The 25,913-nt window shown below is 54.1% G+C and carries 23 protein-coding genes; 10 read left to right on the top strand and 13 right to left on the bottom strand.

What is annotated here, in order from left to right; all coding sequences use genetic code 11:
• Positions 1 to 70: 70 nt before the first annotated feature.
• Together PAGR_RS09835 and PAGR_RS09830 are read right to left on the bottom strand one after the other, a co-directional pair.
• The gene (locus PAGR_RS09835; RefSeq protein ID WP_014605684.1) at positions 71 to 1,393 is read right to left on the bottom strand and encodes a 6-phospho-alpha-glucosidase; all 1,323 of its coding nucleotides are present in this window, start codon (positions 1,391 to 1,393) and stop codon (positions 71 to 73) included.
• Complete coding sequence (locus PAGR_RS09830) at positions 1,390 to 3,012, bottom strand: alpha-glucoside-specific PTS transporter subunit IIBC (protein WP_014593869.1); 1,623 nt, start codon at positions 3,010 to 3,012, stop codon at positions 1,390 to 1,392. Before PAGR_RS09830 ends, PAGR_RS09835 begins: the two co-directional genes overlap by 4 nt.
• Positions 3,013 to 3,291: 279 nt before the next feature.
• On the opposite strand from PAGR_RS09830, the gene PAGR_RS09825 reads away from it, so the two are divergent.
• A complete protein-coding gene (locus tag PAGR_RS09825; RefSeq protein ID WP_013026057.1) occupies positions 3,292 to 3,996 on the top strand; it encodes a GntR family transcriptional regulator in 705 nt (234 codons plus the stop codon).
• A 489-nt stretch (positions 3,997 to 4,485) separates the two neighbouring features.
• On the top strand, positions 4,486 to 6,030 hold the full coding sequence (locus PAGR_RS09820; RefSeq protein WP_014605683.1) for a methyl-accepting chemotaxis protein: 1,545 nt from the start codon (positions 4,486 to 4,488) through the stop codon (positions 6,028 to 6,030).
• A 352-nt stretch (positions 6,031 to 6,382) separates the two neighbouring features.
• Here PAGR_RS09820 and PAGR_RS09815 read toward each other — a convergent pair whose 3' ends face one another.
• Genes PAGR_RS09815 through copC form a run of 3 tightly spaced genes read right to left on the bottom strand, consistent with a single transcriptional unit; the run spans position 6,383 to position 8,012 of the window.
• Positions 6,383 to 6,730, bottom strand: coding sequence for a YebY family protein (locus tag PAGR_RS09815; protein ID WP_014593872.1), 348 nt, complete (start codon positions 6,728 to 6,730; stop codon positions 6,383 to 6,385).
• Between the two features lie 27 nt (positions 6,731 to 6,757).
• Complete coding sequence (copD, locus tag PAGR_RS09810; RefSeq protein ID WP_014605682.1) at positions 6,758 to 7,633, bottom strand: copper homeostasis membrane protein CopD; 876 nt, start codon at positions 7,631 to 7,633, stop codon at positions 6,758 to 6,760.
• A 4-nt stretch (positions 7,634 to 7,637) separates the two neighbouring features.
• Positions 7,638 to 8,012 carry a copper homeostasis periplasmic binding protein CopC gene (gene copC / locus PAGR_RS09805; protein WP_014605681.1) on the bottom strand — a complete coding sequence of 125 codons (375 nt, stop codon included), beginning with the start codon at positions 8,010 to 8,012 and terminating at the stop codon, positions 7,638 to 7,640.
• Positions 8,013 to 8,162: 150 nt separating this feature from the next.
• Between copC and PAGR_RS09800 the strand changes: the two genes are divergently transcribed.
• Positions 8,163 to 8,393 carry a DNA polymerase III subunit theta gene (locus tag PAGR_RS09800; RefSeq protein WP_019105100.1) on the top strand — a complete coding sequence of 77 codons (231 nt, stop codon included), beginning with the start codon at positions 8,163 to 8,165 and terminating at the stop codon, positions 8,391 to 8,393.
• Complete coding sequence (exoX, locus tag PAGR_RS09795) at positions 8,393 to 9,064, top strand: exodeoxyribonuclease X (protein ID WP_014593875.1); 672 nt, start codon at positions 8,393 to 8,395, stop codon at positions 9,062 to 9,064. Before PAGR_RS09800 ends, exoX begins: the two co-directional genes overlap by 1 nt.
• On the opposite strand, the gene PAGR_RS09790 is transcribed toward exoX, so the two are convergent.
• Together PAGR_RS09790 and PAGR_RS09785 are read right to left on the bottom strand one after the other, a co-directional pair.
• Positions 9,048 to 11,120, bottom strand: coding sequence for a prolyl oligopeptidase family serine peptidase (locus PAGR_RS09790; protein ID WP_014605680.1), 2,073 nt, complete (start codon positions 11,118 to 11,120; stop codon positions 9,048 to 9,050). The two genes, exoX and PAGR_RS09790, sit on opposite strands and share 17 nt — an antisense overlap.
• Before the next feature lie 116 nt (positions 11,121 to 11,236).
• Positions 11,237 to 11,881 carry a tellurite resistance TerB family protein gene (locus tag PAGR_RS09785; protein ID WP_015700169.1) on the bottom strand — a complete coding sequence of 215 codons (645 nt, stop codon included), beginning with the start codon at positions 11,879 to 11,881 and terminating at the stop codon, positions 11,237 to 11,239.
• A gap of 170 nt (positions 11,882 to 12,051) precedes the next feature.
• On the opposite strand from PAGR_RS09785, the gene purT reads away from it, so the two are divergent.
• Complete coding sequence (purT, locus tag PAGR_RS09780; protein ID WP_014605678.1) at positions 12,052 to 13,230, top strand: formate-dependent phosphoribosylglycinamide formyltransferase; 1,179 nt, start codon at positions 12,052 to 12,054, stop codon at positions 13,228 to 13,230.
• A gap of 54 nt (positions 13,231 to 13,284) precedes the next feature.
• Here the strand turns inward: purT and PAGR_RS09775 are convergent, their stop codons facing one another.
• Both PAGR_RS09775 and zwf read right to left on the bottom strand, forming a co-directional pair.
• Positions 13,285 to 13,923 (bottom strand): bifunctional 4-hydroxy-2-oxoglutarate aldolase/2-dehydro-3-deoxy-phosphogluconate aldolase, encoded by a 639-nt coding sequence (locus PAGR_RS09775; RefSeq protein WP_014605677.1) that lies wholly within the window; start codon positions 13,921 to 13,923, stop codon positions 13,285 to 13,287.
• 186 nt (positions 13,924 to 14,109) lie between these two features.
• Positions 14,110 to 15,585, bottom strand: a complete 1,476-nt coding sequence (zwf, locus tag PAGR_RS09770; RefSeq protein ID WP_013026068.1) for a glucose-6-phosphate dehydrogenase — start codon at positions 15,583 to 15,585, stop codon at positions 14,110 to 14,112.
• A 370-nt stretch (positions 15,586 to 15,955) separates the two neighbouring features.
• On the opposite strand from zwf, the gene PAGR_RS09765 reads away from it, so the two are divergent.
• The 3 genes from PAGR_RS09765 (at position 15,956) to PAGR_RS09755 (ending at position 19,874) form a co-directional block, all read left to right on the top strand.
• Complete coding sequence (locus PAGR_RS09765; RefSeq protein WP_014605676.1) at positions 15,956 to 16,819, top strand: MurR/RpiR family transcriptional regulator; 864 nt, start codon at positions 15,956 to 15,958, stop codon at positions 16,817 to 16,819.
• Positions 16,820 to 17,113: 294 nt separating this feature from the next.
• The gene (pyk, locus tag PAGR_RS09760) at positions 17,114 to 18,556 is read left to right on the top strand and encodes a pyruvate kinase (RefSeq protein WP_014605675.1); all 1,443 of its coding nucleotides are present in this window, start codon (positions 17,114 to 17,116) and stop codon (positions 18,554 to 18,556) included.
• Between the two features lie 85 nt (positions 18,557 to 18,641).
• Entirely contained in the window at positions 18,642 to 19,874 is a 1,233-nt protein-coding gene (locus tag PAGR_RS09755) for an MFS transporter (RefSeq protein ID WP_014593881.1), read from the top strand.
• 29 nt (positions 19,875 to 19,903) lie between these two features.
• Here PAGR_RS09755 and lpxM read toward each other — a convergent pair whose 3' ends face one another.
• From lpxM to znuA, 3 genes are all read right to left on the bottom strand, one after another.
• On the bottom strand, positions 19,904 to 20,878 hold the full coding sequence (lpxM, locus tag PAGR_RS09750; protein WP_014605674.1) for a lauroyl-Kdo(2)-lipid IV(A) myristoyltransferase: 975 nt from the start codon (positions 20,876 to 20,878) through the stop codon (positions 19,904 to 19,906).
• Positions 20,879 to 20,991: 113 nt separating this feature from the next.
• Complete coding sequence (gene mepM, locus PAGR_RS09745; RefSeq protein WP_013026073.1) at positions 20,992 to 22,323, bottom strand: murein DD-endopeptidase MepM; 1,332 nt, start codon at positions 22,321 to 22,323, stop codon at positions 20,992 to 20,994.
• Between the two features lie 14 nt (positions 22,324 to 22,337).
• Positions 22,338 to 23,285, bottom strand: a complete 948-nt coding sequence (gene znuA, locus PAGR_RS09740; protein WP_013026074.1) for a zinc ABC transporter substrate-binding protein ZnuA — start codon at positions 23,283 to 23,285, stop codon at positions 22,338 to 22,340.
• 77 nt (positions 23,286 to 23,362) lie between these two features.
• Here znuA and znuC point away from each other — a divergent pair, with 77 nt between their 5' ends.
• On the top strand, positions 23,363 to 24,118 hold the full coding sequence (gene znuC / locus PAGR_RS09735) for a zinc ABC transporter ATP-binding protein ZnuC (protein ID WP_014605673.1): 756 nt from the start codon (positions 23,363 to 23,365) through the stop codon (positions 24,116 to 24,118).
• Positions 24,115 to 24,900: a zinc ABC transporter permease subunit ZnuB gene (gene znuB, locus PAGR_RS09730; RefSeq protein WP_014593886.1), complete on the top strand. Its 786-nt coding sequence runs from the start codon at positions 24,115 to 24,117 to the stop codon at positions 24,898 to 24,900. The genes znuC and znuB overlap by 4 nt, the downstream gene beginning before the upstream one ends.
• Here znuB and ruvB read toward each other — a convergent pair whose 3' ends face one another.
• Complete coding sequence (gene ruvB, locus PAGR_RS09725; protein WP_013026077.1) at positions 24,901 to 25,905, bottom strand: Holliday junction branch migration DNA helicase RuvB; 1,005 nt, start codon at positions 25,903 to 25,905, stop codon at positions 24,901 to 24,903.
• Positions 25,906 to 25,913 lie beyond the last annotated feature (8 nt).

Here is a 25,913-nt window from a genome sequence, read left to right as displayed (position 1 = left end):
ATTCTCCTGGTTTGCCCTGTCTGCGAAGACAGCCAGCCTGAACGCGAACCCAAGCTGGCTGACGGGCGCTCTAGCTCAACGGCGGCCAGAAGGCTTTATTTGCCTCGATAAGATCGTCGAGAATCGCTTTTGCAACGGCGGCACTTGGTACCGTTCTAGATAAGGTAATGGCCTGCCATAACTTATGCCGGGAGCGCTGTTCCCATGCCTCCACCACGAGCTTTTCGACCGCAACCTGCTGACTCATTAACCCCTTCTGGAAAGTCGGAATGTCGCCAACCTGAAGGGGTTCCGCACCGTTGCGCCCCACCAGACAGGGAATTTCCACCATAGCGTCCGCATCAAAGTTGGGGATAGCGCCCTGATTAGGCACAATGAGCAGCATACGCTCCTGGGTATTGAAGGCGATCGCGGTCGCCAGATCGACAATATAGGAAGCATGTTCGTCTATTTCCAACTCTCCGGCGGATGAATCCCCGGCATCGGTGATTGCCCTGCAGGCGCTGAACACCTGCTTTTCACGATGCTCCATGACCTCATTCGCGCGGGTGCGTTCAGGGTTGGAATGCGCGACCACATAATCTGGGAATAAATAATATTTCAGATAGGTATTGGGCAACGTCTGGGGATCCAGCGCTTGCACATCGCGCGCCTTCAGGAAAGTATCCTTCCAGCTGGACTCCACTGATGACGATCCAGAGGGCGGAACATAGCCGTACTTTGCCACGTACTCACGCAGCTGTGGCATTAAATCATTCCCCTTCAAATCTTCAACTGCGGTCCACCAGCCAAAATGATTGAGCCCGTAGTAGCGCACCCGCATTTGCTTGCGGTCTTGCAGACCGACAATTTTTGCCATCCGACTTTCAATACCAATCGGCATGTCACAAATATTCAGGATTTTAGCCTCAGGTCGCAGGCGTCGCGTTGCCTCAGCCACGATGGCGGCCGGGTTGGAATAATTCAGCATCCAGGCGTCGGGTGAGTACTGTTGCATATAATCGACAAGCTCAAGGACACCGCCGATTGAGCGCATGCCATAGGCAATACCACCCGGCCCACAGGTTTCCTGGCCCAGAACACCATGACGCAAGGGGATTTTTTCATCTTGCTCACGCATGGGATATTTACCCACCCGAATATGCGCCATGACAAAATCGACGTCACTGAATGCTTCCTGCGGATCGGTGGTATAGCTGAACACAATGTCAGGTGCCTGTTCCTGCAAGATAATCTTACAGGCCCGGGCAATGGTTTCCTGACGGGCCGCGTCATTGTCGTAAAACTTCAGCTGGCGTAAAGGAAAGCGGTGCCGGTTCGCCAGGAGCATTAGCACAATACCCGGCGTAAAGGTGCTACCGCCGCCCGCAATTAAAACTGAGAATGTCTTCATAAAGGTTTCTCCATGGTAAGTGTTGCTTCAGACCGGGCCGGGTCTTTCATTTGGCTTTCAAGTTGCTCGCGCACCTGGGGGACCTGTAAGCCCACAATGACCTGAATACTGTTGCCACGCCGGACGACACCGTGGGCGCCCAGCGCCATAAACGCGGCATCGTTCTGCGTTTTGGCCTCATCGAGCAGTGTTATGCGCAGGCGCGTGGCGCAGTTGTTGATGCTGGCTATATTGCTGGCCCCACCCAGCGCATTCAGAAAACCCCAAGCCTGATCGCGTTGCGGGTTATGCCCGCCCGGGGAAGCTGGCGCTGCTCGCGCTGCCCGATAGTCGGCCTTGTTGTAAAGCCTGACGTCACTGTCCTCCCGACCGGGTGTTTTCAGGTTCAGCCGCAGGATGAGTTGGTGAAAAACCACGAAGTAGAGCCCCGTGAAAACCAGGCCTATACCGATTTGGGTAAAGATCATGCCGGCATGGTTAGGGAACATTGGGATCCAGTTTTGCGGCAGAAACTGGTCCAGTAAGCCGCCACCGTAGTTCCCTACCACGCCGCACATATACATTGCTGTCGCCATGCTGGCGGCCAGCACAGCGTGCACCGCAAACAGCAGAGGCGAAATAAACAGGAAGGTAAACTCCAGGGGTTCAGTGATGCCGACCAGAACGGCTGTCAACGTGGCCGGAATTAACAACCCTGCGACTTTGACCCGGTGACGCGCTGAGGCTGTCGAATAGAGCGCCAACGCAATCCCCACTGCGCCGAAGACTTTTGCATTGCCATGAAGCGCGAAACCGCCCTGAGGAAACAGTTGTTTGAGTGGTTGCGTACTCTGGCTGAACGCCTGCAGATGCTCTGCCCAGTAAACCTGGATGCCGCCTTCAACCACTGCCGGGCCAAAGATAAAAGGCCCATAAATAAAGTGGTGCAGTCCTGTCGGGATCAGGATACGTTCCAGAAAGGTATAAACCCACACGCCAACCGCGCCCGCATCGCGTAAAAACTGTTGAAGCGACTCGATGCCCATTTGAATTTTGGGCCAGCCAAACAGCGTTAACCAGGCACAGGGGATCATCGCTAAGAAGGCAACAATGACGACAAAAGATGATCCCTGAAAAATACCCAGAAAAACCGGAAGCGGTTTTTCAAAATAACGATTGTGCAGAGCCGTCACCAGACCGGCAATGACGATGGCACCGATGATGCTGGTATCCAGTGTTTTTATCCCCGCGATCATGGCCAGTCCGCTTCCGGCTTCTGTTCCTTTGGAAAAATCGACGGCAAAAAAATCGCCCCAGGTGCTGCCCATGGCATTAATTAAATAATTCCAGGTTAAAAAACTGACGACAACGGCCAGACATGCTCGCCCCTGAGCCTGTTTTGCCAACCCCACCGGGAGGCCAACCGCGAATATTAACGGCATGTTTCTAAAAACCGTCCATCCGCCCTCTTCAATAATGAAGACAATTTGATTAAATAAACTCTCTGGATGCGTTAATGCTTCCCCTACAAATAAAGGGTTGCGTAACATAATGGAAAGACCAACGATGATACCGGCGAAGGGAAATAATAATACCGGCGTAAACATGGCGCCGCCAAAGCGCTGTATTTGACTGAGCATTTAAGTTCCTCACGTAACGATTCTAAGGATACATCGTTAAAGTCAATGTAAACGCAGCCAAAATAAGGCAGTCACGCCTCTGGCAGAGTGGGACATTAACGACTTCGTGAGCGCCCTCATGGTTTTAATTTTCATCATGACGTCTATTTTCATGGCAATAACTAGACATCTCACAGCGCGGCTATAGGAAATAAAAAATCTATTTATTTATCCCCCTGCACGCATTAACTTTATGCAAGGCCTGTTGACGGTTATGTCTCCCTCTCAGGAGGTACAAAAGTGATCTATAAATTTATCGCTGACAAACTGCGTCTCCGGCTAAATTCGCCCTTTGTCGCGGTCGGGAGTGCTATTCCGGCTGAAAAAGTGCTCGCCACAGAGTTTGGCGTGGCGAGAATGACCTTGCGTAAGGCAATAGATTTACTGGTCAGAGAGGGGTTGCTGGAGCGACGGCATGGCAGCGGAACCTACGTGTCCGCAAAGGATATCAGTCATGAAACCAGTTCGCTCACCGGGCTGGCAGAAGTCTTACGTCTGCAGGGAAAAGAGGTGATCAGTAAGGTACTGGCGTTCGAGTTAATCGCCGCCCCTCCCGCCATAGCCGATCAGTTACGCATAAACAGTGGTGAACGCCTCTTTTTCTCACGTCGGTTACGTTATGTTGATGAAAAGCTGCTGATGCTCGAAGAAAGTTATATGCCAGTGAAAATATTCCCTGACCTTAGCCTGGCCCATTTGGAAAAATCTAAATTTGACTATATCGAGCAGGAGTGTGGCATTGTTTTAGAGGGCAATTATGAGTCATTAAGACCGGTTTTATCCGATAAGCGCCTGTCGCACCTGATGGATATCGCTGAGAAAACCCTCCTACTCAGAGTCGATTCGCTTTCATACAGCAATACGGGCTCTTTTATCAACTACGCCGTGATGTACAGAAACACCCACGATTATCAGGTTAACTACCATTTACGACGCACGGGTTGAGTGATCAGAGATGTCAGTACGCTTCATCAATGCACCAGAGCCCCTCTCAGGTGTGATATAATCGCCCGTTCGAATCACAGGTGCCTTGCGTGAGAGTGAATCTGGCTCACACCCTGCAGCAGGGCGCTATATTTATTGGCGACGGGTGAACGTGTTGTCTTATCTGTGCATTTACGAAAAACGCCACACATTAGGAAAATGACAAGACTTATTTCAAATCAAGGTCAGCGCAGTGCTGCCCTCGCCGTTCATATATCGCGCCAGCGCGCTGCTGTGTTTACTAAAAGCATTTTAAATATCAATTACCCTCTCCTGATTACCTGCACTCAATTGATTAATTGAACTTATAAGTCCTTTTAAAGGACCATTACTCTGGAAACTTCCACCCTGCTTGCGGAATTTACTGTTTCAGAAATATGTCTATTTTATTAATTTTTTACACGTCTTTTGCCGATAAGAACGCTGAACTTAACTTTCAGGAATTCTAAGATGAAAATCTCCACGCGTCTGGCAATCGGTTTTGGCCTGTTAATTCTGCTTTTTATTATCTGTATTACTATTTCTTTTAAAGCACTGCATTCCGCCAGCACCGGTATGGATGATGCGGTCAATGTTAAGATGCGAAAATATCAGCTCGCCGTTGATATGCGAGATGAACTGAGAGACATGGCGATTGCCGCGAGAAACCTCGCGCTTCTCAGCGATGCGAAAGCCATGCAGCCAGAGTGGGAGAGGCTGAAACTGCAAAAAGCAGCTTACTTAAAAAATCGTGAAGCGCTTGAAACAATCATGCGTGAGGATTCCACGCCCGCCGGACGTGCTGCGCTGGAAAAACTTCAGGCCAATGAAGCGCAGGTGATTTCCGGTCTGGAAAAGGCCGGTCAGTTTGGCCTGGATAACCGTCCTCAGGAAGCCACAAATTATCTGATGGTGACGGTGCGTCCTGCTCAGCGTGCGTTACTCAGTTCACTTGGTGAAATGACCAACGTTCAGTTGAATAACAGTCGCAACGCGGTGGAAGAGAATAATCGTTCAACCCGAACCTCAACACTCGTTTTGGTTATCCTGGGCCTGCTTTCCATCGTTTTTTCTGTCGCCACCGGATGGATGATTACCCGTTTACTGATGCGCCAGTTAGGGGGCGAGCCTGCTCAGGCCCAACTCATTGCGGCGGCCATTGCTAACGGCGATCTGACCTCGGCGGTGCACCTGCGTCCTAAGGATACGTCAAGTCTGCTGGCATCCCTTGACGGAATGCAGGCTAAACTTCGCGGCCTGGTTGTCGAAATCAAAGATTCTTCAGCTAACGTTGCGCTTGCCGCCGATGAAATCGCGCAAGGAAATACCGAATTATCGTCCCGTACCGAAGAGCAGGCTGCCGCGCTTCAGGAAACCGCTGCCAGCATGGAACAATTAACCGCGACGGTGAAGAGTAATGCCTCCGGGGCACAGCATACAGCCACATCAGCCCGCGAAACGGCCAATCTGGCTCAACGCGGCGAAGCAGATATGCAACGGATGTCGGCAACCATGAAAGACATTTCAGACAGTGCTGCGAAGATTCGTGATATAACCGGCGTGATTGAAGGCATTGCTTTTCAGACCAACATTCTGGCGCTCAATGCTGCCGTTGAGGCCGCGCGTGCCGGTGAGCAAGGGCGCGGGTTTGCCGTGGTGGCTGGCGAAGTCAGAAATCTGGCCCAGCGGAGTGCTACCGCCGCGAAGGAAATTAAAACCTTGATTGAACAGGCCGTGCAGCAGGTTGAAACCGGCGTAACCGTCGCGAGTGGAACCGGTCAAAGTATCTTGAAAATCGTTAACATGGTGGGTGAACTGGCAACGGCTATGGATGAGATCTCGCTGGCCTCTTCCGAACAGATGCAGGGGATTTCTCAGGTGAGTGTCGCCGTGGGCCAGATGGACAGCGTTACTCAGAACAACGCCGCACTGGTTGAGGAATCATCGTCCGCTTCACAATCCCTTTCTGAGCAGGCACACGCGCTGCGCGGTATGGTTGAAGCGTTCCGGGTGTAAACGCCCTTTCGCACAGGAGGGAGAAACGCGATCGCGCCGGTTTCGTTTCTGCCATCCTGTTGCGTGAGCCGGGCCAGTAGCGTGCGGCCAGGTGAACACCATCCCCGCTGTCTGGGCCGTCATGGTGAGCGTTGAAAGGCAAAAAAAGACCGAACACGATTCCTGTATTCGGTCCAGGGAAATGGCTCTCAAGGAGCCGTGCGCTAAAAGTTGGCATTAATAGAGGCTTTCGCCTTGCTTCTAAAGCGTAGGACAACGCGCCAGATTTTCCAGCCAGCGCCGCGGCTCAGACCATAAACCCGACAGGTTTGTGACCCGTAAGACAAATTTGCGCACTCTTGCCTGCATCGTCTTATTTTGTGCACAGCGCCTGTGCACGATCCACGACAGGTTGCAGACTCATCATACGATCCGGATGCGCTTTATCCGGCGCCTGAATCACGCTGATGGGCTGTGCCTTCACCCGCTTAGCGTTGACCTGAGCCTCCGCCTTCTCATTAAGCGGGTACTGCATCAGCGTGCTGGGATTGATGGCAAACAGCGATCCATCTTTCTCACAGGTCAGCATCACCTCTTCACGATTAAACGGCCACTTGTCTTTACCAATTTCGAAACGGCTGACGGTGATGATTTGTGCCGCTGCTGCCTGACCAGCCAGCGTTAATAACAGCAGTGTGGGGATCGCTTTCTTCAGCAACATAACTTACCTTTATGGGGTTTTCATCATTCAGGTTGGTGACAACGTAGCAAACACGCTGACCAACCCCACTACGCCGCATGCCAGCACAATTTCAAGCTGGGTCATGCGAATAAACAGTCGTTGTGCCGCAAGGCCCGCAATGTGAAAGCGCGGCACCAGCCAGTAACGATTCCAGAGCGCAATCAGTACCATAAGCATGACCAGCCCTGCTTTGCACAACAACAGTACAACATAATCGTTGAGATGCCAGTTTGCTGGCGCCCCGGCAATCAGCAGGCTGTTAACGACACCGGTAATTATCGTTAAGGCGACGGCAACGTGACCATAACGGGAAAAACGCATCATGGTGCGGATTGCGGCTGTCCGGTATTCGATGTTACGCGCCATGCGCATCAACACCAACACAGGCACTAACCCGCCCGCCCAAAAGGCGGCGGCGAGGAGATGTAAGGCCTGGTTGCTTTGTTGCAGGAGCCCGGCGATACCCTCGCGCATGGCGGCATGGCCCGTTAGCGCCAGGCAGCCTGTCTGTAGCAGGCCAGTTAACAGCCAAACCTGCTGACGGAGGCGGTCACGCATGACAATCGCAGCCACGCTACACAACGAAAAGAGGAGCTGCCATTGCCACACGGCCCCCCAGCGGGTTGTAAATACCGCCAGCCACACAGCCGTCTCTGATAAATTGTGCCAGTCACCACTCATCAACACATTTTGTGTGGCCAGCATCGCCAGTGCCGACAGCAGGGCCAGCCATGTACTCCACTTCATTAGCGGAAATAATCGCGCGGCCAGCGAGGTTCGAAAGGCAACCGGTGCCAGCAACCTGCTGTAAAAGGCACTGCCAACCAGCAACATTAATGCCGTGAAATGCAGTGCGCGCAGCACCAGCCACAACAGGGTCACGGTTTTATTTCACGGTGAAGGTATAGCTTCCGTGCGTTTTGTGCCCGTCAACGGACAGCACGTGCCAGTTTACCTGATAAGCGCCCTGCGCCAGCGGCTGGGCAAAATCAACCCGCAGGCGGTCGTGCTGCTTGCCATCCAGCCGGGCCTTTTCACCCACGGCTTTATGCTGTGCATTCATGACGTCAACGCCACTGAATGCGGCTTCAACGTCTTCGGTGAAGCTCAGCGTAATGTGTCGCGGCGCAGGCGTTACCGCCGCGTTGGCTGCCGGCACCGACGACGCTAAGTGGGCGTGCGCCAGTGCAAGCTGACTAAACACCATTGTGCCGGTGGCGATCAGAGCCAGCACCCCACGTGAAATCGCGGTTTTTTTCATCTCTTCATCCTGTTAACGGCGGCAAAGGCCACGAACGTGGCGCAAGAATACGCCGCTGAAATTTAACTGTCGAGGCCAGCAATGCTATCCTGTCCCTTGCGCCAGGAGGAGGAAAACATTACTTTTGGTCACGCTTATCGGGAGAATATCATGAGTCACAACCTTGCCTTGCTGTCGCAGGAAGAGAAAGACAAAGTCAATGTCGATCTGGCTGCAGCAGGCGTTGCTTTTAAAGAGCGCTACAACATGCCTGTCGTGGCAGAAATGGTCGCCAACGAACAACCTGAAGCCCTGCGGGACTGGTTTCGTCAGCGTTTAATGCATTACCGCCAGGCCTCTCTCAACCTGTCACGCCTTCCCTACGAGCCTAAACAGAAATAATGATGCTACGCGTTATCGATACGGAAACCTGCGGACTGCAGGGCGGCGTGGTTGAGGTTGCATCGGTAGATGTAATCGACGGCCAAATCGTCAATCCAATGAGCGATCTTGTCTCACCCGATCGCCCCATCAGTCGTCAGGCCATGGCCGTGCACCGCATTACTGAAGCCATGGTGATGGGCAAACCGCCCATTGAAGAGGCCATCCTGCGCTACCACGGCAGTCCCTTTTACGTGGCCCACAATGCCAGCTTTGACCGTCGGATGTTGCCGGAAATGCACGGCGAGTGGATCTGTACCATGACACTGGCTCGTCAGCTATGGCCCGGCATTAAATACGGTAATCAGGCGCTCCGGCACAGCCTCAAGCTGGATGTGACGCCGCCAGCGGATTTGCATGCTCACCGGGCGCTGTACGACTGCTACGTGACGGCCGCGCTGCTCATTCGAATTATGGATCTGTCCGGCTGGCGTGCGGACGAAATGAGTCTGCGCTCGCAGCCTGCCGCGCAGCGTGATGATGTGCTGCCGTTTGGTAAATATCGTGGTCAGGCGCTGGCCGTGGTGGCCCGAAAAGATCCGGGTTACCTGAAATGGATGCTGGATAACGTGAAAGATTTGCGCCCACCGTTACGGCAGGCGCTGCGCAAGTGCCTTAGTCAGCTTCCGTAAGCGCGGCCGGAGGCAAACTGCCCTGAGCAAGGGCGATGATGAAGGTGAGCTCCAGGGCAACGCCTTCATAGGCCTTGTAGCGCCCAGACTTACCGCCGTGCCCCGAGTCCATATCGGTGCAGAGCAGCAGCAGGTTATCATCGGTTTTATATTCACGCAGCTTAGCCACCCATTTTGCCGGTTCCCAGTATTGTACCTGTGAATCATGCAGGCCGGTTGTCACCAGCAGGTGGGGGCAGGTTTTCGCCGCAACGTTGTCATATGGGCTGTATTGCCGGATATAGCGATAGTACTCTGCGTCATTCGGATTGCCCCACTCGTCATATTCCCCGGTCGTCAATGGAATAGACTCATCAAGCATCGTGGTGAGCACATCAACAAAAGGCACCTGCGCAACCACACCGTGATAGCGCGTGGGTGCCAGATTCATGACTGCGCCCATCAGCAATCCCCCTGCACTTCCTCCCATCGCATAGAGCCGGTCCGGGTGCCCGAATCCACGCGCCACGAGCCCGTTTGTCACGTCGATAAAATCGGTGAAGCTGTTCATCTTATTGAGCAGGCGGCCACCGTCATACCACTGCTGCCCCATCTCCCCGCCGCCTCGCACATGCACCAGCGCATAGATGAACCCGCGGTCCAGCAGGCTGAGCCGACTGACGCTAAAGTCAGCGTCCATGCTACTGCCATAGGCGCCATAGCCATACACCAGCATGGGGTTCTGCCCTTTCTGAAAATGGGTGCGGTGGTACACCAGCGAGACCGGCACTTCTGTGCCGTCAGAAACGGTGATCCAATGGTGCTCGCTTTTGTACTCATCCGGATTGAAGTCTTTGACCGCACTTTGTTTTAAGATGCGACGTTCCCCCGTATCCATATCCAGTTCAAACAGCGTGGCGGGCGTGGTCATGGACGAATAGCCATAGCGCAGCTTACTGGTGCGCGGCGTAGGATTGTAAGCCAGCCAGGTAACGTAAGTGGGATCGTCAAACGCAATGCCGCTGGTTTCTCCCGTCTCCCAGTTGATTTGCCGCAGGCTGGTCAGCCCACGCTGGCGCTCCTCTACCACCAGCCAGTCACGAAAAAGCTGGAAATCCTCCATTACGATATGGTCGCGCGCGGGGATCACGGTTTGCCAGCGCGCTTCATCCAGATAATGGCTACGGTAGAGTCCGAAATTTTTACCCTCGCGATTCGAGCGGATGAAGAACGTGTGATCATAATGATCAAGACTGTATTCATGATCGCGCCGCCGGGGCAAAAAAACCTGCGGAAGGGCGTCCGGGAAATCCGCATCGATCAGCTGAATCTCGCTGCTGCTGGTGCTGTATAGCACGATCAGGATGAACTGTTTCGACGTGGTTTTATGAATGCTGAGGTGATAGGTATCGTCTTTTTCTTCGTACACGAGCCGATCGTCGTGCTGGGGCGTACCCAACTCATGCCGCCATAGCTGATAAGGCAACAGGGTTTGCGGATGTTTACGAACGTAATAGAGGGTGCGTGAATCATTCGCCCACGCAAAGCTGGACGAGGCATCGTTAAGCACTTCCGGATACCAACTCCCACTGTCCAGATTGCGAAAACGAATGCCGTACTGCCGCCGGGAAAGGAAGTCCTCTGCCACTGCCAGCACCCGGTTATCCGGGCTGATGTGCAGTGCGCCCATAGTATAAAAATCACTGTGTGATGCGCGCTGATTCGCATCCAGCAGCAGTGTCCACGGGTCGCTCTCATCGCTGTCAGCGGGCTGTCGGTAATAGGCGGCATATTCATTGCCGCTTTCATACCGGCTTTGATAGCGATAACCATTTTTCACATAGGGTACTGAGTGGTCCTGCGGCGGCAGGCGATCGATAATCTCATGCAGAATGCGATTCTGTAAGGGCTGTTGTGAGCCCATGATTTTCTGGCCGTAATTGTTCTCAGCGCGTAAATAGTCCAGCACCTCGCTGTTTTCACGCCTGTCGTCACGTAGCCAGTAATAATTGTCGATGCGCGTTTCGCCATGCAGCGATAATTCGTAAGGGATTTTTTTTGCGCTCGGTGCTTTCATGTCATCCGTCCCGCTGAATGTAATGAACACTAAGCGTGGCACTAATGTAAAGAGATGCCAAGTAAAGTGAAGGTAATGTGAGGTTGTGCAGGGCCATATCGCTGGCCCTGTGCGGGTTAGCCCGCTTTCTGCTGCAGGATATCCTGCTGAATGCCGTCACGCACATCCTGCGGGATTTTTAGCGCATCGCCCAGGGCGGAAAGATAGCTGCGCTCCATGAAGTGGTCCACATCGATGGCGGCGCAGCTCAGAAAATAGAGTTCAAGCGCCTCTTCTTCATTTTTGACGTCCGCCGCGAGCCACTCGGGGTCCAGCGGTCGCTGCATGGCCTGCTGGATGAGTTTTTCGGCATCCTGACCATAGCCAGCCTCGTGAATATTATGTTCAATCGCCGCGCGTTCCCGATCGTCAATATGGCCATCGCTTTTAGCAGCAAAAACCAGCGCGGTCACCAGCCGCTCCGCCCGCTGATCCACTGGCGTTTGCAACTCACCAAAGCCGGGATCGTTTTGATGCGTTTCGCGTACCCGCTGCTTATATTTGTTCCACAGCACGGCACCCGCCGCGGCCCCGCCGCCGATAATCAAAGCCTGACCGCCATATTTCGTTAACAACTTTCGGGATGACTTACTGGCCACCAGCATGGCTGCCAGCCCGCCTAAAGCCCCCGGCGCCAGCATATCGCTTAATCCTCCGCTGGATTTACCCTCGCTGCTTTTTTTAGCCAGTACCGATTGAATCTGTTGCAGCCAGTTATTCATCATCATCTCCCTTTACCATTCAGAAACAACATCATTACCAAAAAGATGTCAGGAAACGTCAGAGCAGGAAAAGTAGCGCAAACCCAGGCAAATAAGCTGAAGGGTGAGAACGCAAACGTTTTCGTATATACTGCGCGCGCATTTTGACTGCTTCGATTTTAGGGGAATTTATGACGACTCTTGGAACTGCGCTGCGCCCTGGTGCAACGCGCGTAATGCTGTTGGGCTCCGGTGAACTGGGGAAAGAAGTTGCGCTGGAATGTCAGCGCCTGGGTGTGGAAGTGATTGCCGTTGACCGCTACGCTGATGCACCTGCCATGCATGTTGCTCATCGCAGCCACGTGATTAATATGCTGGATGGTGACGCGCTGGCCGCGGTGATTGCGCAGGAAAAGCCTCACTTCGTCGTACCCGAAATTGAAGCTATTGCGACTGAAAAACTCCTGGAGCTGGAGCAGCAAGGCCAGCACGTCGTGCCGACCGCCCGCGCGGCGCGCCTGACCATGAACCGCGAGGGCATTCGCCGTCTGGCAGCAGAAGAGCTCGCGCTTCCCACTTCCCACTACCGTTTTGCCGACAGCAAAGATAATTTCGTGTCTGCCGCCGCCGAAATTGGTTTTCCGTGCATCGTGAAGCCAGTGATGAGCTCTTCAGGTAAAGGTCAGAGCTTTATCCGGGATGCCAGCCAGCTGGAAAAAGCCTGGGACTATGCGCAGCAGGGCGGCCGTGCGGGTGCCGGGCGCGTTATCGTGGAAGGCGTGGTGAAGTTTGATTTTGAAATCACCCTGTTAACGATCAGTGCCGTTGACGGCATTCATTTCTGTGCCCCCATTGGTCATCGCCAGGAAGACGGGGATTACCGTGAATCATGGCAACCTCAGCAAATGAGTGAGCTGGCGCTGCAGCGTGCGCAGCACATTGCGGAAACCGTGGTGAAAGCGCTGGGTGGCTATGGGCTGTTTGGCGTAGAGCTGTTTGTCTGCGGCGACGAAGTGGTGTTCAGCGAAGTCTCCCCTCGCCCGCACGATACCGGTATGGTGACGCTGATTTCACAAGATCTGTCTGAATTCGCGCTTCATGTGCGTGCGTTCCTTGGCCTGCCGATTGGCACCGTTCGCCAGTATGGTCCTTCCGCGTCAGCCGTTATCCTGCCGCAGTTGACCAGTCAGAACGTGCAGTTCGTCAATGTGGAGGCGGCATTGGGTTCAGGTTTGCAGCTGCGCCTCTTTGGCAAACCTGAAATCGACGGTCAGCGCCGTTTAGGTGTTGCCCTGGCCTGTGCGGATACAACTGAAGAAGCCGTTGCGCGTGCCGTTGCCAGCGCGGCGGCTGTCAGCGTTCAGGGATAGTGCCATTGCGGTGAGTCAGTGACTCACCGCTCGCGTTTGACTTCCCGCCGGAGATTACTCCGCGCCAGCGACAGCGTCGCGCGCCAGTTGCGTGATTCGCTGCCAGTCGCCCACTTCCAGTGCATCGTTTGGCACCAGCCAGGAACCGCCGATACAGAGCACGCTTTTGAGAGCCAGATAGTCGCGGTAATTTGCCGGTGAGATACCGCCCGTAGGGCAGAAGCGTACCTGAGGGAAAGGCCCGCCGATGGCCTGCAACGCTTTTACTCCACCGTTCGCTTCCGCAGGGAAAAACTTGAATTCCCGCAAACCATAGTCCATGCCGGTCATCAATTCTGACACCGTGCTAATGCCGGGAATCAGCGGAATCGGGCCTTCAACGGCGGCCTTAAGCAGAGACTCGGTAATCCCCGGGCTAATGACGAACTGGGCACCCGCCTGCGTGACTTCCTGCAGCTGTTGGGTGTTAAGCACGGTGCCGGCTCCCACAATGGCGTCAGGTACGTTTTTAATGATGGCGCGCAGGGCATCCATCGCCACAGGGGTGCGCAACGTGACCTCCAGTACCTTGACGCCACCGGCGACCAGGGCCTGAGCCATGGGAACGGCATGTTCCAGCTTGTTAACCACAATCACCGGTACGACCGGTCCGGTTTTCAGAATCTGTTCGGCACTCGTTTTCCAGTTTTTCATCACGTCCCCTGATGGATAACATTGGGAGCAGCACGGCGAGGACATCGCCAGGTCAGCCCGGTTAACAGCGCTACTACCATACAGGATCCGCCGTTTGCCCGTCTATGACCGGGAAAGATTTTTAAAACGGCAGTTCATTTTTGAGAGTTGGTGCAAAAAAAAGCCCGCTCGCGGCGGGCTGGGTGGTTATTCAAATTCGTTCCAGGAGCGGCCATCACGCGTAATCATTGCCACAGAGGCCACCGGCCCCCATGTTCCCGCCTGATAAGGCTTGGATGAGTCGCCGTCGGCTGCCCAGGCATCGATGATGGAATCTACATAGGTCCATGCCGCTTCCACTTCATCGCGACGCACAAACAGCGCCTGAATACCGCGCATGGATTCCAGCAATAAGCGCTCATAGGCATCGGCCAGATGAGACTGATTGAAGGTTTCTGAGTAGCTCAGATCCAGCTTGGTGGTTTGCAGTTTGTGTTTGTGATCAAGACCCGGCACTTTGTTCAGGATCTCAATATCCACGCCTTCATCAGGCTGCAGACGAATAGTGAGTTTGTTCTGCGGCAACTGGGAGTAGGAATCCTTAAACAGGTTCATCTCCGGGTTTTTGAAATACACCACGACTTCTGAGCATTTGGTCGGAAGACGTTTACCGGTACGCAGGTAGAACGGCACGCCTGCCCAACGCCAGTTATCGATGTCCACGCGAATAGCCACAAAGGTTTCGGTGGCGCTGGTCTTATTGGCCCCCTCTTCTTCCAGATAGCCAGGCACTTTCTTGCCCTGAACGAAGCCAGAGGTGTACTGACCACGTACCGTTTTCTCGCGGACGTTGGTTTGATCGATAGGACGCAGCGAGCGCAGTACTTTCACTTTTTCATCACGAATACTGTCGGCGCTGAGATCGGAAGGCGGTGACATGGCGATCATCGTCAGAACCTGTAACAGATGGTTCTGAATCATATCGCGCATCTGGCCCGCTTTATCAAAGTAGCCCCAGCGTCCTTCAATACCCACTTCTTCCGCCACGGTAATCTGCACGTGATCGATCGTGCGGTTATCCCAGTTATTAACAAAAATGGCATTAGCAAAGCGCAGCGCTAACAGGTTAAGAACCGTTTCTTTGCCCAGATAGTGGTCAATACGGAAAACCTGACTCTCATCAAAGTACTCACCCACGCTGTCGTTAATTTCTTTTGAGGTTTCCAGCGAGGTACCGAGCGGTTTTTCCATGACAACACGCGCGGGTTTAGCGTTCAGCTTTGCCGTGCCCAGTCCCTGACAGATCGCACCGAAGGTGCTGGGCGGCATGGCAAAATAGTTAATGGTGGTACGGCTTTTCTGGTCCAGCATCTTACCCAAGCGTGGGAAGTGCGACGTATCGTTTACATCAAGGTTACAGAAATCGAGACGGTTGCTGAGCTTGTCCCAGAGTGCTTCATCGATCTTTTCCTTCATGAAGGTTTCTAACGCCTCACGCACCACTTTGGTGTATTCGGCTTTATCCCACTCGGCACGGCCCACGCCGATGATGCGGGTTTCTTCATGAATCTGGCCCGCTTTCTCTAACTGATACAGCGAGGGCAACAGTTTACGACGGGCGAGATCGCCTTTGGCGCCGAAAATTACCAGATCGCATGCCTGGGCTATTTGTGTTACCGCCATTTTCCTCTCCTCGTTGCAGGATTGTCCCGGTGGCGTTGCGTCCTGAGCACCGGGTCCAAGTTGTCATTTTCTTTCAGCACAATGTACTTTTTTCCCCAGGCCAGGTAAACCAGCCTGCGGCGTCACGACGCTAACTCTGCACCCAATTAGCGTCTGGGGTATGTTGACACGTGCGCTTTCAGTTATTTTTCTGTGTCAAATATTGTCTGGCTAAAATCCAGTACGGGCCTGATTATCGCAAAAAAAAGGGCCGCAGACTTATCAGACCTTGCGCCCACCTCGGTCAGGCGGGGTATATTCTCCGTTAATTTCCTGTAACAACAGTAATTATTCATATTAACAGATATTCCACGCTTATCAGGTCAGGACTATGTTGGATAAAATTCGGGTGCAGATGAGTGCGCTCAGTAAGTCAGAGCGTAAAGTGGCACAACATATCCTTGCTTCTCCGGAGCAGGCGATACATTCCAGTATTGCTACGCTGGCACGGGCGGCGGAAGTGAGTGAGCCCACCGTCAACCGGTTTTGCCGCCATCTTGGCACGGCGGGTTTTCCCGACTTCAAGCTTCAACTTGCTCAGGCGCTGGTCAAGTCCCCTAACTGGCTCAGTCGGGACGTGCAGGAAGATGACAGCGTTGAGCGTTACAGTGAGAAAATATTCGATTCTGCCCTGGCCGGGCTTCAGCGGGTGCGGGAGCATCTCGATCTTGCCGCGCTGCAGCAGGCCGTGAGCTATCTGACGCATACCGATAAAATCACTTTTTTTGGTTTAGGTGCCTCCGCTGTGGTGGCACACGACGCCTTCAACAAGTTTTTACGCTTCAACCTGCCGGTTATCTGGTCAGATGATGTGGTGATGCAGCGAATGAGCTGTATCAACAGCCGCGACAACGAGGTGTTTGTTTTGATCTCTCATACCGGCCGTACCCGCAACATGGTTGAGCTAGCGCAGATGGCAAAGGCCAACGGCTCGACCGTTATCGCCATTACCTCAGCCGGATCGCCACTTGCCCATGAAGCCTCGCTGGCGCTGCTCGTCGATGTGCCCGAGGATACCGATATCTATCTGCCGATGGTGTCCAGGCTGGCTCAACTCACCGTGATCGACCTGCTGGCGACCGGTTTTACCCTGGAACGGGGGCCCGCTTTCAGGCAGAACCTGAAGCGGGTAAAAGAGGCGCTAAAGTCATCTCGTTACGACAAACCCGCCATTGCCGATAACGATAGCGTCTGATCTCTGCGCCCTGGGTTCATTTTCCCGATACCGCGTAAAAGCGATCGGAAAAGTGACATCATATGCGCCTGGTCAATTAAGCTTTCGCTAATGCCGTGAGGGGGATGACTTCCTTGATGAGTCTCAGTATTGTATCTAACAAAATCGCCCTTTCTCGACAGGGTTATGGCGCAGTGCCACAGTTCTGACACACTCGAATGTATAATAATACCTCTGTGTGGTAAGCAGTATCTGATGGGCTAACACCTTAAAATGTAACGATTCAGCTCAGTTCCAAACTCCAAAGGAATCCCTATGTCTCGACGTTTCAGAAGAACCAAAATCGTAACTACCCTCGGCCCAGCCACTGACCGCGACAACAACCTCGAAAAAATCATTGCAGCTGGCGCCAACGTCGTGCGTCTTAACTTTTCTCACGGCACGGCTGAAGATCATCAGTTGCGTGCTGATAAAGTCCGTCAGATTGCCGCAAAACTGGGTCGTCATGTTGCCATTCTGGGCGATTTGCAAGGCCCTAAGATCCGTGTCTCGACCTTCAAAGAAGGCAAAGTGTTCCTGAACGTCGGCGATCGTTTCCTGCTGGACGCGGCGATGGGTAAAGGCGAAGGCGACAAAGAACGCGTGGGCATCGACTATAAAGGTCTGCCTGAAGACGTGATGCCTGGCGATATTCTGTTGCTGGATGATGGTCGCGTACAGTTAAAGGTGCTGGAAGTTCAGGGCGTAAAAGTCTTTACTGAAGTTACGGTAGGCGGCCCGCTCTCCAACAATAAAGGGATCAACAAACTGGGCGGCGGGTTATCAGCCGAAGCCCTGACCGAAAAAGACAAAGCAGACATCATCACCGCAGCCAAAATCAATGTGGATTACCTGGCCGTTTCTTTCCCGCGCTGTGGTGAAGACATGCACTATGCGCGCCGTCTGGCGCGCGACGCAGGCTGTGATGCGCTGATGGTGGCGAAGGTAGAACGTGCTGAAGCCGTTGCCTCGCAGGAGGCGATGGACGACATCATTCTGGCCTCAGACGTGGTCATGGTGGCCCGTGGCGATCTTGGCGTTGAAATCGGCGATCCGGAACTGGTGGGTATTCAGAAGGCGCTTATCCGCCGCGCCCGTCAGCTTAACCGTACCATCATCACGGCAACCCAGATGATGGAATCCATGATTACCAATCCAATGCCCACCCGCGCTGAAGTCATGGACGTTGCCAACGCCGTGCTGGACGGCACCGATGCCGTGATGCTCTCTGCTGAAACCGCCGCAGGCCAGTACCCGGCTGAAACGGTCGCGGCGATGGCAAAAGTGTGTCTGGGTGCAGAAAAAATCCCCAGCGTGAACGTCTCTAAACACCGCCTTGACGTGCAGTTTGACAACATCGAAGAAGCCATCGCGATGTCAGCCATGTACACGGCCAACCATCTGCAGGGGGTGACCGCCATTATTACGATGACGGAATCAGGCCGTACGCCGTTGATGACCTCGCGCATCACCTCTGGCCTGCCGATTTTTGCCATGTCGCGCCACGAGCGCACGCTGAACATTACGGCGCTGTTCCGTGGCGTAACGCCGGTTTTCTTTGACAGCAATAATGAGGGCGTAGCAAACGCGCACGACGCGGTTAATCTGCTGCGTGATAAAGGCTTTCTGCTGTCGGGTGACCTTGTCGTGGTCACCCAGGGTGACGTGATGGGCGCAACCGGAACAACCAACACAGGTCGTGTGCTGCGCGTCGATTAATTCCGCCTTTTTCCCATCACCTGTATTACCATTGGAAACGCGACTGCCCTGCAGTCGCGTTTTTGTTTTTCCACAAGGAGGCCAGATGGCCCGTTATCAACCCATCAGCCAGCTTACGGGGCGCATAATGCTGTTCCCACTGGCTATGGTGCTCTACGAGTTTGCAACCTATATTGCGCACGACATGATCCAACCCGGCATGTTACTGGTCACCGCCGAATTCAACGTTGGCGCAGAATGGGTATCAACCTCTCTGACGGCCTACTTACTGGGCGGCGTCGTGCTCCAGTGGTTACTCGGCCCGCTGTCGGATAAATATGGCCGCAGGCCCGTGTTGCTATTCGGCATTCTCTTTTTTGCGTCCGCCTGCATTCTCACAACCTGGGTAAGTGATATTCAGCAGTTTGTCAGCCTGCGTTTTGTGCAGGGCATCAGTCTGTGCTTCATCGGCGCGGTGGGCTATGCCGCCATTCAGGAAGCGTTTGAAGAAGCCTTAGCGGTGCGGATTATGGCGCTCATGGCGAATGTGGCCCTGCTCGCCCCGCTCGCCGGACCCCTGGCGGGTGCAGCCTGGCTAACCGTAGGCAGCTGGCGCAGTATGTTTTGGCTATTTGCCGCCTGCAGCGCCGTGGCTTTTCTCGTTTTATGGCGGGTGATGCCTGAAACCGCAGGCGATCGCACTCAGTCTGTTGCGCTGCCCGTGCTCGCACGTAATTACGGCCGTCTTTTGAAAGATCGCCAGGTGATGTATGGCTCCTTTGCTATCGGGCTGGTATTCATTCCCATTCTGACCTGGGTTGCCTTGTCACCCGTGATTTTAATGCGCGATGAGGGCCTTTCCCGCATGCAGTATGCCCTGCTCCAGCTTCCGGTTTTTCTGGCGATGATTGCGGGCAATGTGACGCTGAGTAAGGTGGTAGGCCGCATGCCGATAGAGCAGCCAGTAAAGTTTGCGGCATGGCCGATACTGCTGGGCCTGAGCCTTGCCCTGTCAGCTACCCTGATTGACGCGCACAGCTATCTCTTTATCACGGCGGGACTAAGTTTGTATGCCTTTGGCGGCGGCATGGTCAATGCAGGACTTTATCGTCTGACACTGTATGCCAGTGATGAAGGAAAAGGCAGCGTGGCGGCCATGCTGGGCATGGTCAGTATTCTGACCCTGGCTATCGGCATTGAGTTAGCGAAGCACTTCTATTTCAACGGCGGGGTCATCTGGTTTAGCCTGATCAACTTTATCAGCGGCGTGATGTGGTTTGGGCTGGTGCTGATGTTCCTGCGTGAACGTAAACGTCACGCCAAAGTAACGCCTCTCTGAAGCTTTCAGGCCGCAATGCGGCCTGATGATTATTTACGTGGATAAAGCTCGTCGCGCGAGTAAGGTTCGATATCACCTTCTTTGCGAGTTTTCAGCAGCTTGAGTATCCAGGTATATTGTTCCGGATGCGGACGCACAAACACCTCCACCTCCTCATTCATCCTGCGCGCCAGTTGGCGGTCATCCGCGTCAAGTAAGTCGTCCATGGGAGGGCGAACATAAATTTCCAGTTTGTGACTTTCACCGTTATAGACCGGAAACAGTGGTACAACGCGGGCACGGCAGACTTTCATTAGTCGCCCCACCGCGGGCAAAGTGGCTTTATAGGTCGCAAAGAAATCGACAAACTCGCTGTGCTCCGGACCGTGATCCTGGTCAGGCAGATAATAGCCCCAGTAGCCCTGACGAACCGAACTGATAAACGGCTTGATGCCATCATTGCGCGCATGCATACGGCCACCAAAGCGGCGACGGACACGGTTCCAGACATAGTCCACCAGCGGATCGCTCTGATTGTGGAACATGGCTGCCATCTTTTGGCCCTCTGAGGCCAGCAGCATAGCAGGAATATCGACAGCCCAGCCATGCGGTACCAGAAAAATAACGTTCTGCTTTTCGGCCTGCAACTGGTCAATAATTTCCCGACCGTGCCACTCAACGCGCTGACGAATTTGTGCCGGATCGCGCATCCCCAACTCAGCCATCATGGCCATCGCCTGTGGCGCAGTGGCAAACATCTGATCAACGATCGCATCGCGTTGAGATTCGCTTAATTCAGGCAGGCAATAATAGAGATTAATCAGCGCACGACGACGCGCGCCTTTCGCCAGCTTTCCGGCCATTTTGCCCAGCCGCCCCAGAAGCGGATCGCGCACGGTGGCAGGCATCAGGGCGATGCCTGCCAGTGCACCAATACCCAACCAACTGCCCCAGTATTTAGGCTTTAAAAAAGATCGTTCAAAAACGGGAATAAATTCGCTGTTATTTTTTTTACGGGTTTCCATGCACTCGCCTCAATCAATGACGGGCTAATGATAGTGGCGACGAGTAAATTTGCAATCATCCTGCGCCAGAGATAAAAAAATCGACGGCAATGCCGTCGATTTTAGCGAAAAACTTACTTCAGCCCTAGCTGAGGTAGCCAGCCTTTCACCTGGGTAAGGTACTGCGTCCGTTCTTTACCGGTCAGGCCTTCCATACGCGGTAGCTTAGCCGTTAAGGGATTGACCGCCTGGTTATTAATCCAGATCTCAAAGTGCAGGTGCGGGCCAGTAGAACGGCCTGTGTTGCCTGACAGCGCAATGCGGTCGCCACGCTTCACTTTTTCACCGGGTTTCACCAACACTTTCTTCAGGTGCATGTAGCGCGTCATGTACTGACGACCATGCCGGATAGCCACATAGTTTCCGGCGGCGCCGCCGTTTTTCGCCACCACGACCTCACCATCACCGACCGCCAGTACAGGCGTACCGATCGGTAAGGCGAAATCAACGCCTTTGTGCGGCGCAATGCGACCCGTCACAGGATTAAGGCGGCGGGGATTAAAGTTAGAGGACACCCGATACTGTTTGACGGTGGGGAAGCGCATAAAGCCGCGCGCCAGTCCTGCGCCGCTGCGGTCATAGAACTTGCCGTCATCAGCACGGAAGGCGTAATAATCTTTACCGCCACTGCGCAAACGCACCCCCAGCAACTGGCTTTGTGCGCTCTTGCCGTCCATCATTTCACGTGACATCAGCACGCTAAACTTATCGCCTGCCCGCAGCTTACGGAAATCCATCTGCCACTGCATCGCTTTGATCACGCTGCTGGCTTCGCCACTGGTTAAACCGGCCCGACGGGCACTGGCGGCAAAGCTGCCGTGTATCTCACCCTGCATCACGCTGTTGCGCCATTCGCCCTGCTGCATCTGCGACTGCATTTTGAAGCCGCCGCTATCCGTGCGCGTATAGGTGCGGGTTTCACGACGCGAAATTTCCCAGCTAAAGGTGTTCAGCGCGCCGTCATCGTTTAATGTCCAGCTGAGCTGCTGCCCGACCTGCAAATTACGCAGATCGCGATCGCTGGAGACCAGGGCGTTAATGTCCCCCATATCAATGCCGTACTGATTAAGTGCACTGCTCAGGGTATCGCCAGAAGAAACCGTGTATTCATGCGTGCCGGCACTGTCGGCGACGTCCTGATCGACATCATCTGCAGGGAGTTCTTCATCCGGCTCTGGAGTACTTTGGTCGATGGGTTCACTGGCTTCGGGAAGCAGAGTACGAAATTCGTTTTTGTCCAGTTCGATGGTTTTGACGATGGGCGTCACATCATTACTGGGATGGTAGACGTAAGGCCGCCAGACGGCGACGGCCAGAGTCACTACGGTTAACGATCCCAGCATAACGCGGTGGGGGCGCGGCAAATTATTAAATGCGAGGGCGACAGAGCGGGCTATCTGCTGCACGTTGAACTATTCCTCTATGCTCCTTTCAGGCAGGTCTCATACTGGCTCGACAGCTGTGAGAGGAATTTCACATAGCTGTCTTTTCCTAAGCTGATGTCTGTACCCAGCGGATCAAGCGTGCCTTTACGCACCTGGGTTCCACGGGCAACAGCATCGATGACCGCCGGCCTGAATTGTGGCTCAGCAAAGACGCAAACGGCCTTTTTCTCAACCAACTGTGTTCGAATTTGATGTAAGCGCTGTGCACCCGGCTGAATCTCAGGGTTAACGGTGAAATGCCCGGTGGGCGAGAGACCGTAGTGTTTTTCAAAGTACGTGTAAGCGTCGTGAAAAACGAAATACCCTTTATCTTTAACGGGGGCAAGCTGTGAGATAATGCGCTTATCTGTGTCCGCTAATTCTGCCTCAAAATGCTGCAGGTTGGCGTCAAGTTTGGCTTTATCCTGCGGCATAAGTTCCAATAATTTTCCGTGGATTGCAACCGCGGTTTTTTTCGCTATCTCTGGTGACATCCACAAGTGCATATTAAACTCACCATGATGGTGATGATGCGCTTCATCATGATCGTGCTCTGCGTCATCATGGTCGTGATGATCATCGTCTTCACCTCCACGCAGTAGCAAGGGTTTTACGCCGGAAATTTGCACGATCTCAAGATTCTTTTTTTCCGGCAGAGACGCCGCAGATTTTGTCATGAAGGCTTCCATTTCAGGGCCAACCCAAACAACTAAGTCCGCGTTTTGTAAGCGTTTTACATCAGAGGGGCGCAGGGCATAATCGTGTTCGGATGCGCCATCCGGCAGCAAAACCTCCACGGGTGTGACGCCGTCAGCAATGGCCGAGGCGATAAACCCAACGGGCTTAATGGAGGCCACAATATCGGCGTGAGCGGGCAAGGCAGCAGAGGTGGCGAAAGCCATCGCCGTCAGGGTCAAAAAGCCCCCTTTTTTATTATGTAACATAATGCGTCATTCCTTCGTCATCAACAGATTAGATGTGATATTATAACATTCGAAATTCTGTGCAACCTGTAAATCTTATGCCATCACTTGTCACACTTGAAAACGTATCCATCAGTTTTGATCAACGTCAGGTCTTATCTGGCGTGAGTCTGGAACTTCATCCTGGTAAAATTTTAACCCTGCTCGGTCCTAACGGCGCGGGCAAATCGACGCTGGTCCGGGTGGTGCTTGGCCTCCTTGCGCCCTCCTCCGGTCGGGTCAGTCGCAGTGCGGGCTCACGCATCGGCTACGTGCCACAGAAGCTGCATATCGATCCCACGCTGCCGGTCACGGTCGAACGTTTTATGCGCCTGTCGCGCGGTGCGCGCAATCAGGATATTTTGCCTGCCCTGAAACGCGTCCAGGCGGGTCACCTGTTGACCTCGCCGTTGCAGAAACTGTCGGGCGGCGAAACGCAGCGCGTGTTACTGGCTCGCGCCTTGCTCAATCAGCCTCAGTTGCTGGTGCTTGATGAACCGACGCAGGGTGTGGATGTCAACGGGCAGGTCGCGCTTTACGATTTGATCAATCAACTGCGACACGAGCTGAACTGCGCCGTGCTCATGGTTTCCCATGATTTGCATTTAGTCATGGCGAAAACGGATGAGGTGCTGTGCCTTAACCATCACATTTGCTGTTCAGGTACGCCTGAGGCGGTGTCGCAGCATCCCGAATTCATTGCCATGTTCGGCCCGCGCGGTGCGCAGGAACTGGCTATCTATCGTCATCACCATAATCACCGTCACGACCTTCAGGGACGTATCGTATTACGCAAAGGACCGGGTCCATCATGATTGAATTACTGCTTCCGGGCTGGCTGGGCGGCGTGATGCTGGCGCTGGCGGCGGGCCCCCTGGGCTCTTTTGTCGTCTGGCGCAAGATGTCGTATTTCGGCGACACGCTGGCGCATGCCTCACTGCTCGGCGTCGCCTTTGGTTTGCTGCTCAACGTCAACCCTTACTATGCCGTGATCCTGGTCACGGTCTGTCTGGCACTGGGTCTGGTCTGGCTTGAGCGTCGCCCGCATCTGGCGATAGATACGCTGCTGGGCATCATGGCGCACAGTGCGCTTTCGCTCGGACTGGTCGTGGTGAGCCTGATGTCGAACGTCCGGGTAGATTTGATGGCCTACCTGTTTGGCGATTTGCTGGCGGTAACGCCCAGCGATCTCTGGGCCATGGCTGCAGGTGTGATATTCGTGCTGGCCGTTATGGCCTGGCAGTGGCGCGCACTGCTGTCGATGACAATCAGCCCTGAACTGGCACAGGTTGACGGCGTGAATATTCAACGCACCCGGCTGATGCTGATGCTGGTAACCGCACTGACGATTGGTGTGGCGATGAAGTTTGTTGGTGCGCTGATCATCACATCGCTGCTGATCATTCCGGCTGCCACCGCCAGGCGCTTTGCGCGTTCACCCGAAATGATGGCGGCAGTGGCCGTACTGATTGGCGTGATTGCCGTGACCGGCGGCTTAACCTTCTCGGCGTTTTATGACACGCCCGCCGGCCCTTCCGTCGTGCTGTGCGCCGCCATCCTTTTTCTCTTCAGCATGGTGCGCAAACCGGCGCTGTGATCAGGCTTCTTTGGTGATACCAAAGTGGCGATAGGCATGCTGCGTGGCCATCCGGCCGCGCGGCGTGCGCTGAATAAAGCCCTGCTGAATTAAAAACGGCTCAATCACGTCTTCGATGGTTTCCCGCTCTTCGCCAATCGCTGCCGCCAGGTTGTCCAGCCCGACCGGCCCACCGGTGAATTTATCGATAATGGCCAGCAACAGTTTTCGATCCATATAATCGAAGCCTTCGCTGTCCACGTTCAGCATATCCAGCGCCGTCACCGAGACATCACCACTCAGTACACCGTTCGCGCGCACCTCAGCAAAATCCCTTACCCGACGTAACAGGCGATTGGCAATACGTGGCGTTCCGCGTGACCGGCGGGCGATTTCCAGGGCGGCTTCTTCACTGAGTGCCAGACCAAGGCAGGCGGCGCTGCGTCCCACAATGTGCTGTAAATCTTTTACCTGATAAAACTCCAGACGCTGCACGATGCCGAAGCGATCGCGCAGGGGTGACGTCAGCGAGCCTGCCCGCGTGGTGGCGCCAATCAGCGTAAAGGGCGGCAGATCCAGTTTGATGGAACGCGCAGCCGGGCCTTCACCAATCATAATATCCAGCTGATAGTCTTCCATAGCCGGATAAAGTACCTCTTCCACGACCGGTGAAAGACGATGGATTTCATCAATGAACAGCACATCATGAGGTTCGAGGTTGGTCAGCATCGCGGCCAGATCGCCCGCTTTTTCCAGCACCGGGCCGGAGGTCGTGCGCAGATTAACGCCCATCTCGTTGGCCACAATGTTGGCCAGCGTCGTTTTGCCCAGCCCGGGAGGGCCAAAAATCAATAAATGATCCAGCGCATCACCACGCAGTTGTGCCGCCTTGATGAAAATTTCCATCTGCTCACGCACCTGCGGCTGGCCCACATATTCGGTCAGCATCTTAGGACGAATGGCGCGGTCGAGGCCCTCTTCTTCGTTAATGCTGGCAGCGGAGATCAGGCGATCGGCTTCAATCATGAATTACC

The organism is Pantoea ananatis PA13, from assembly GCF_000233595.1.
GTDB classification, from domain to species: domain Bacteria; phylum Pseudomonadota; class Gammaproteobacteria; order Enterobacterales; family Enterobacteriaceae; genus Pantoea; species Pantoea ananatis.
This window is presented reverse-complemented; position numbering and strand designations above follow the sequence as displayed.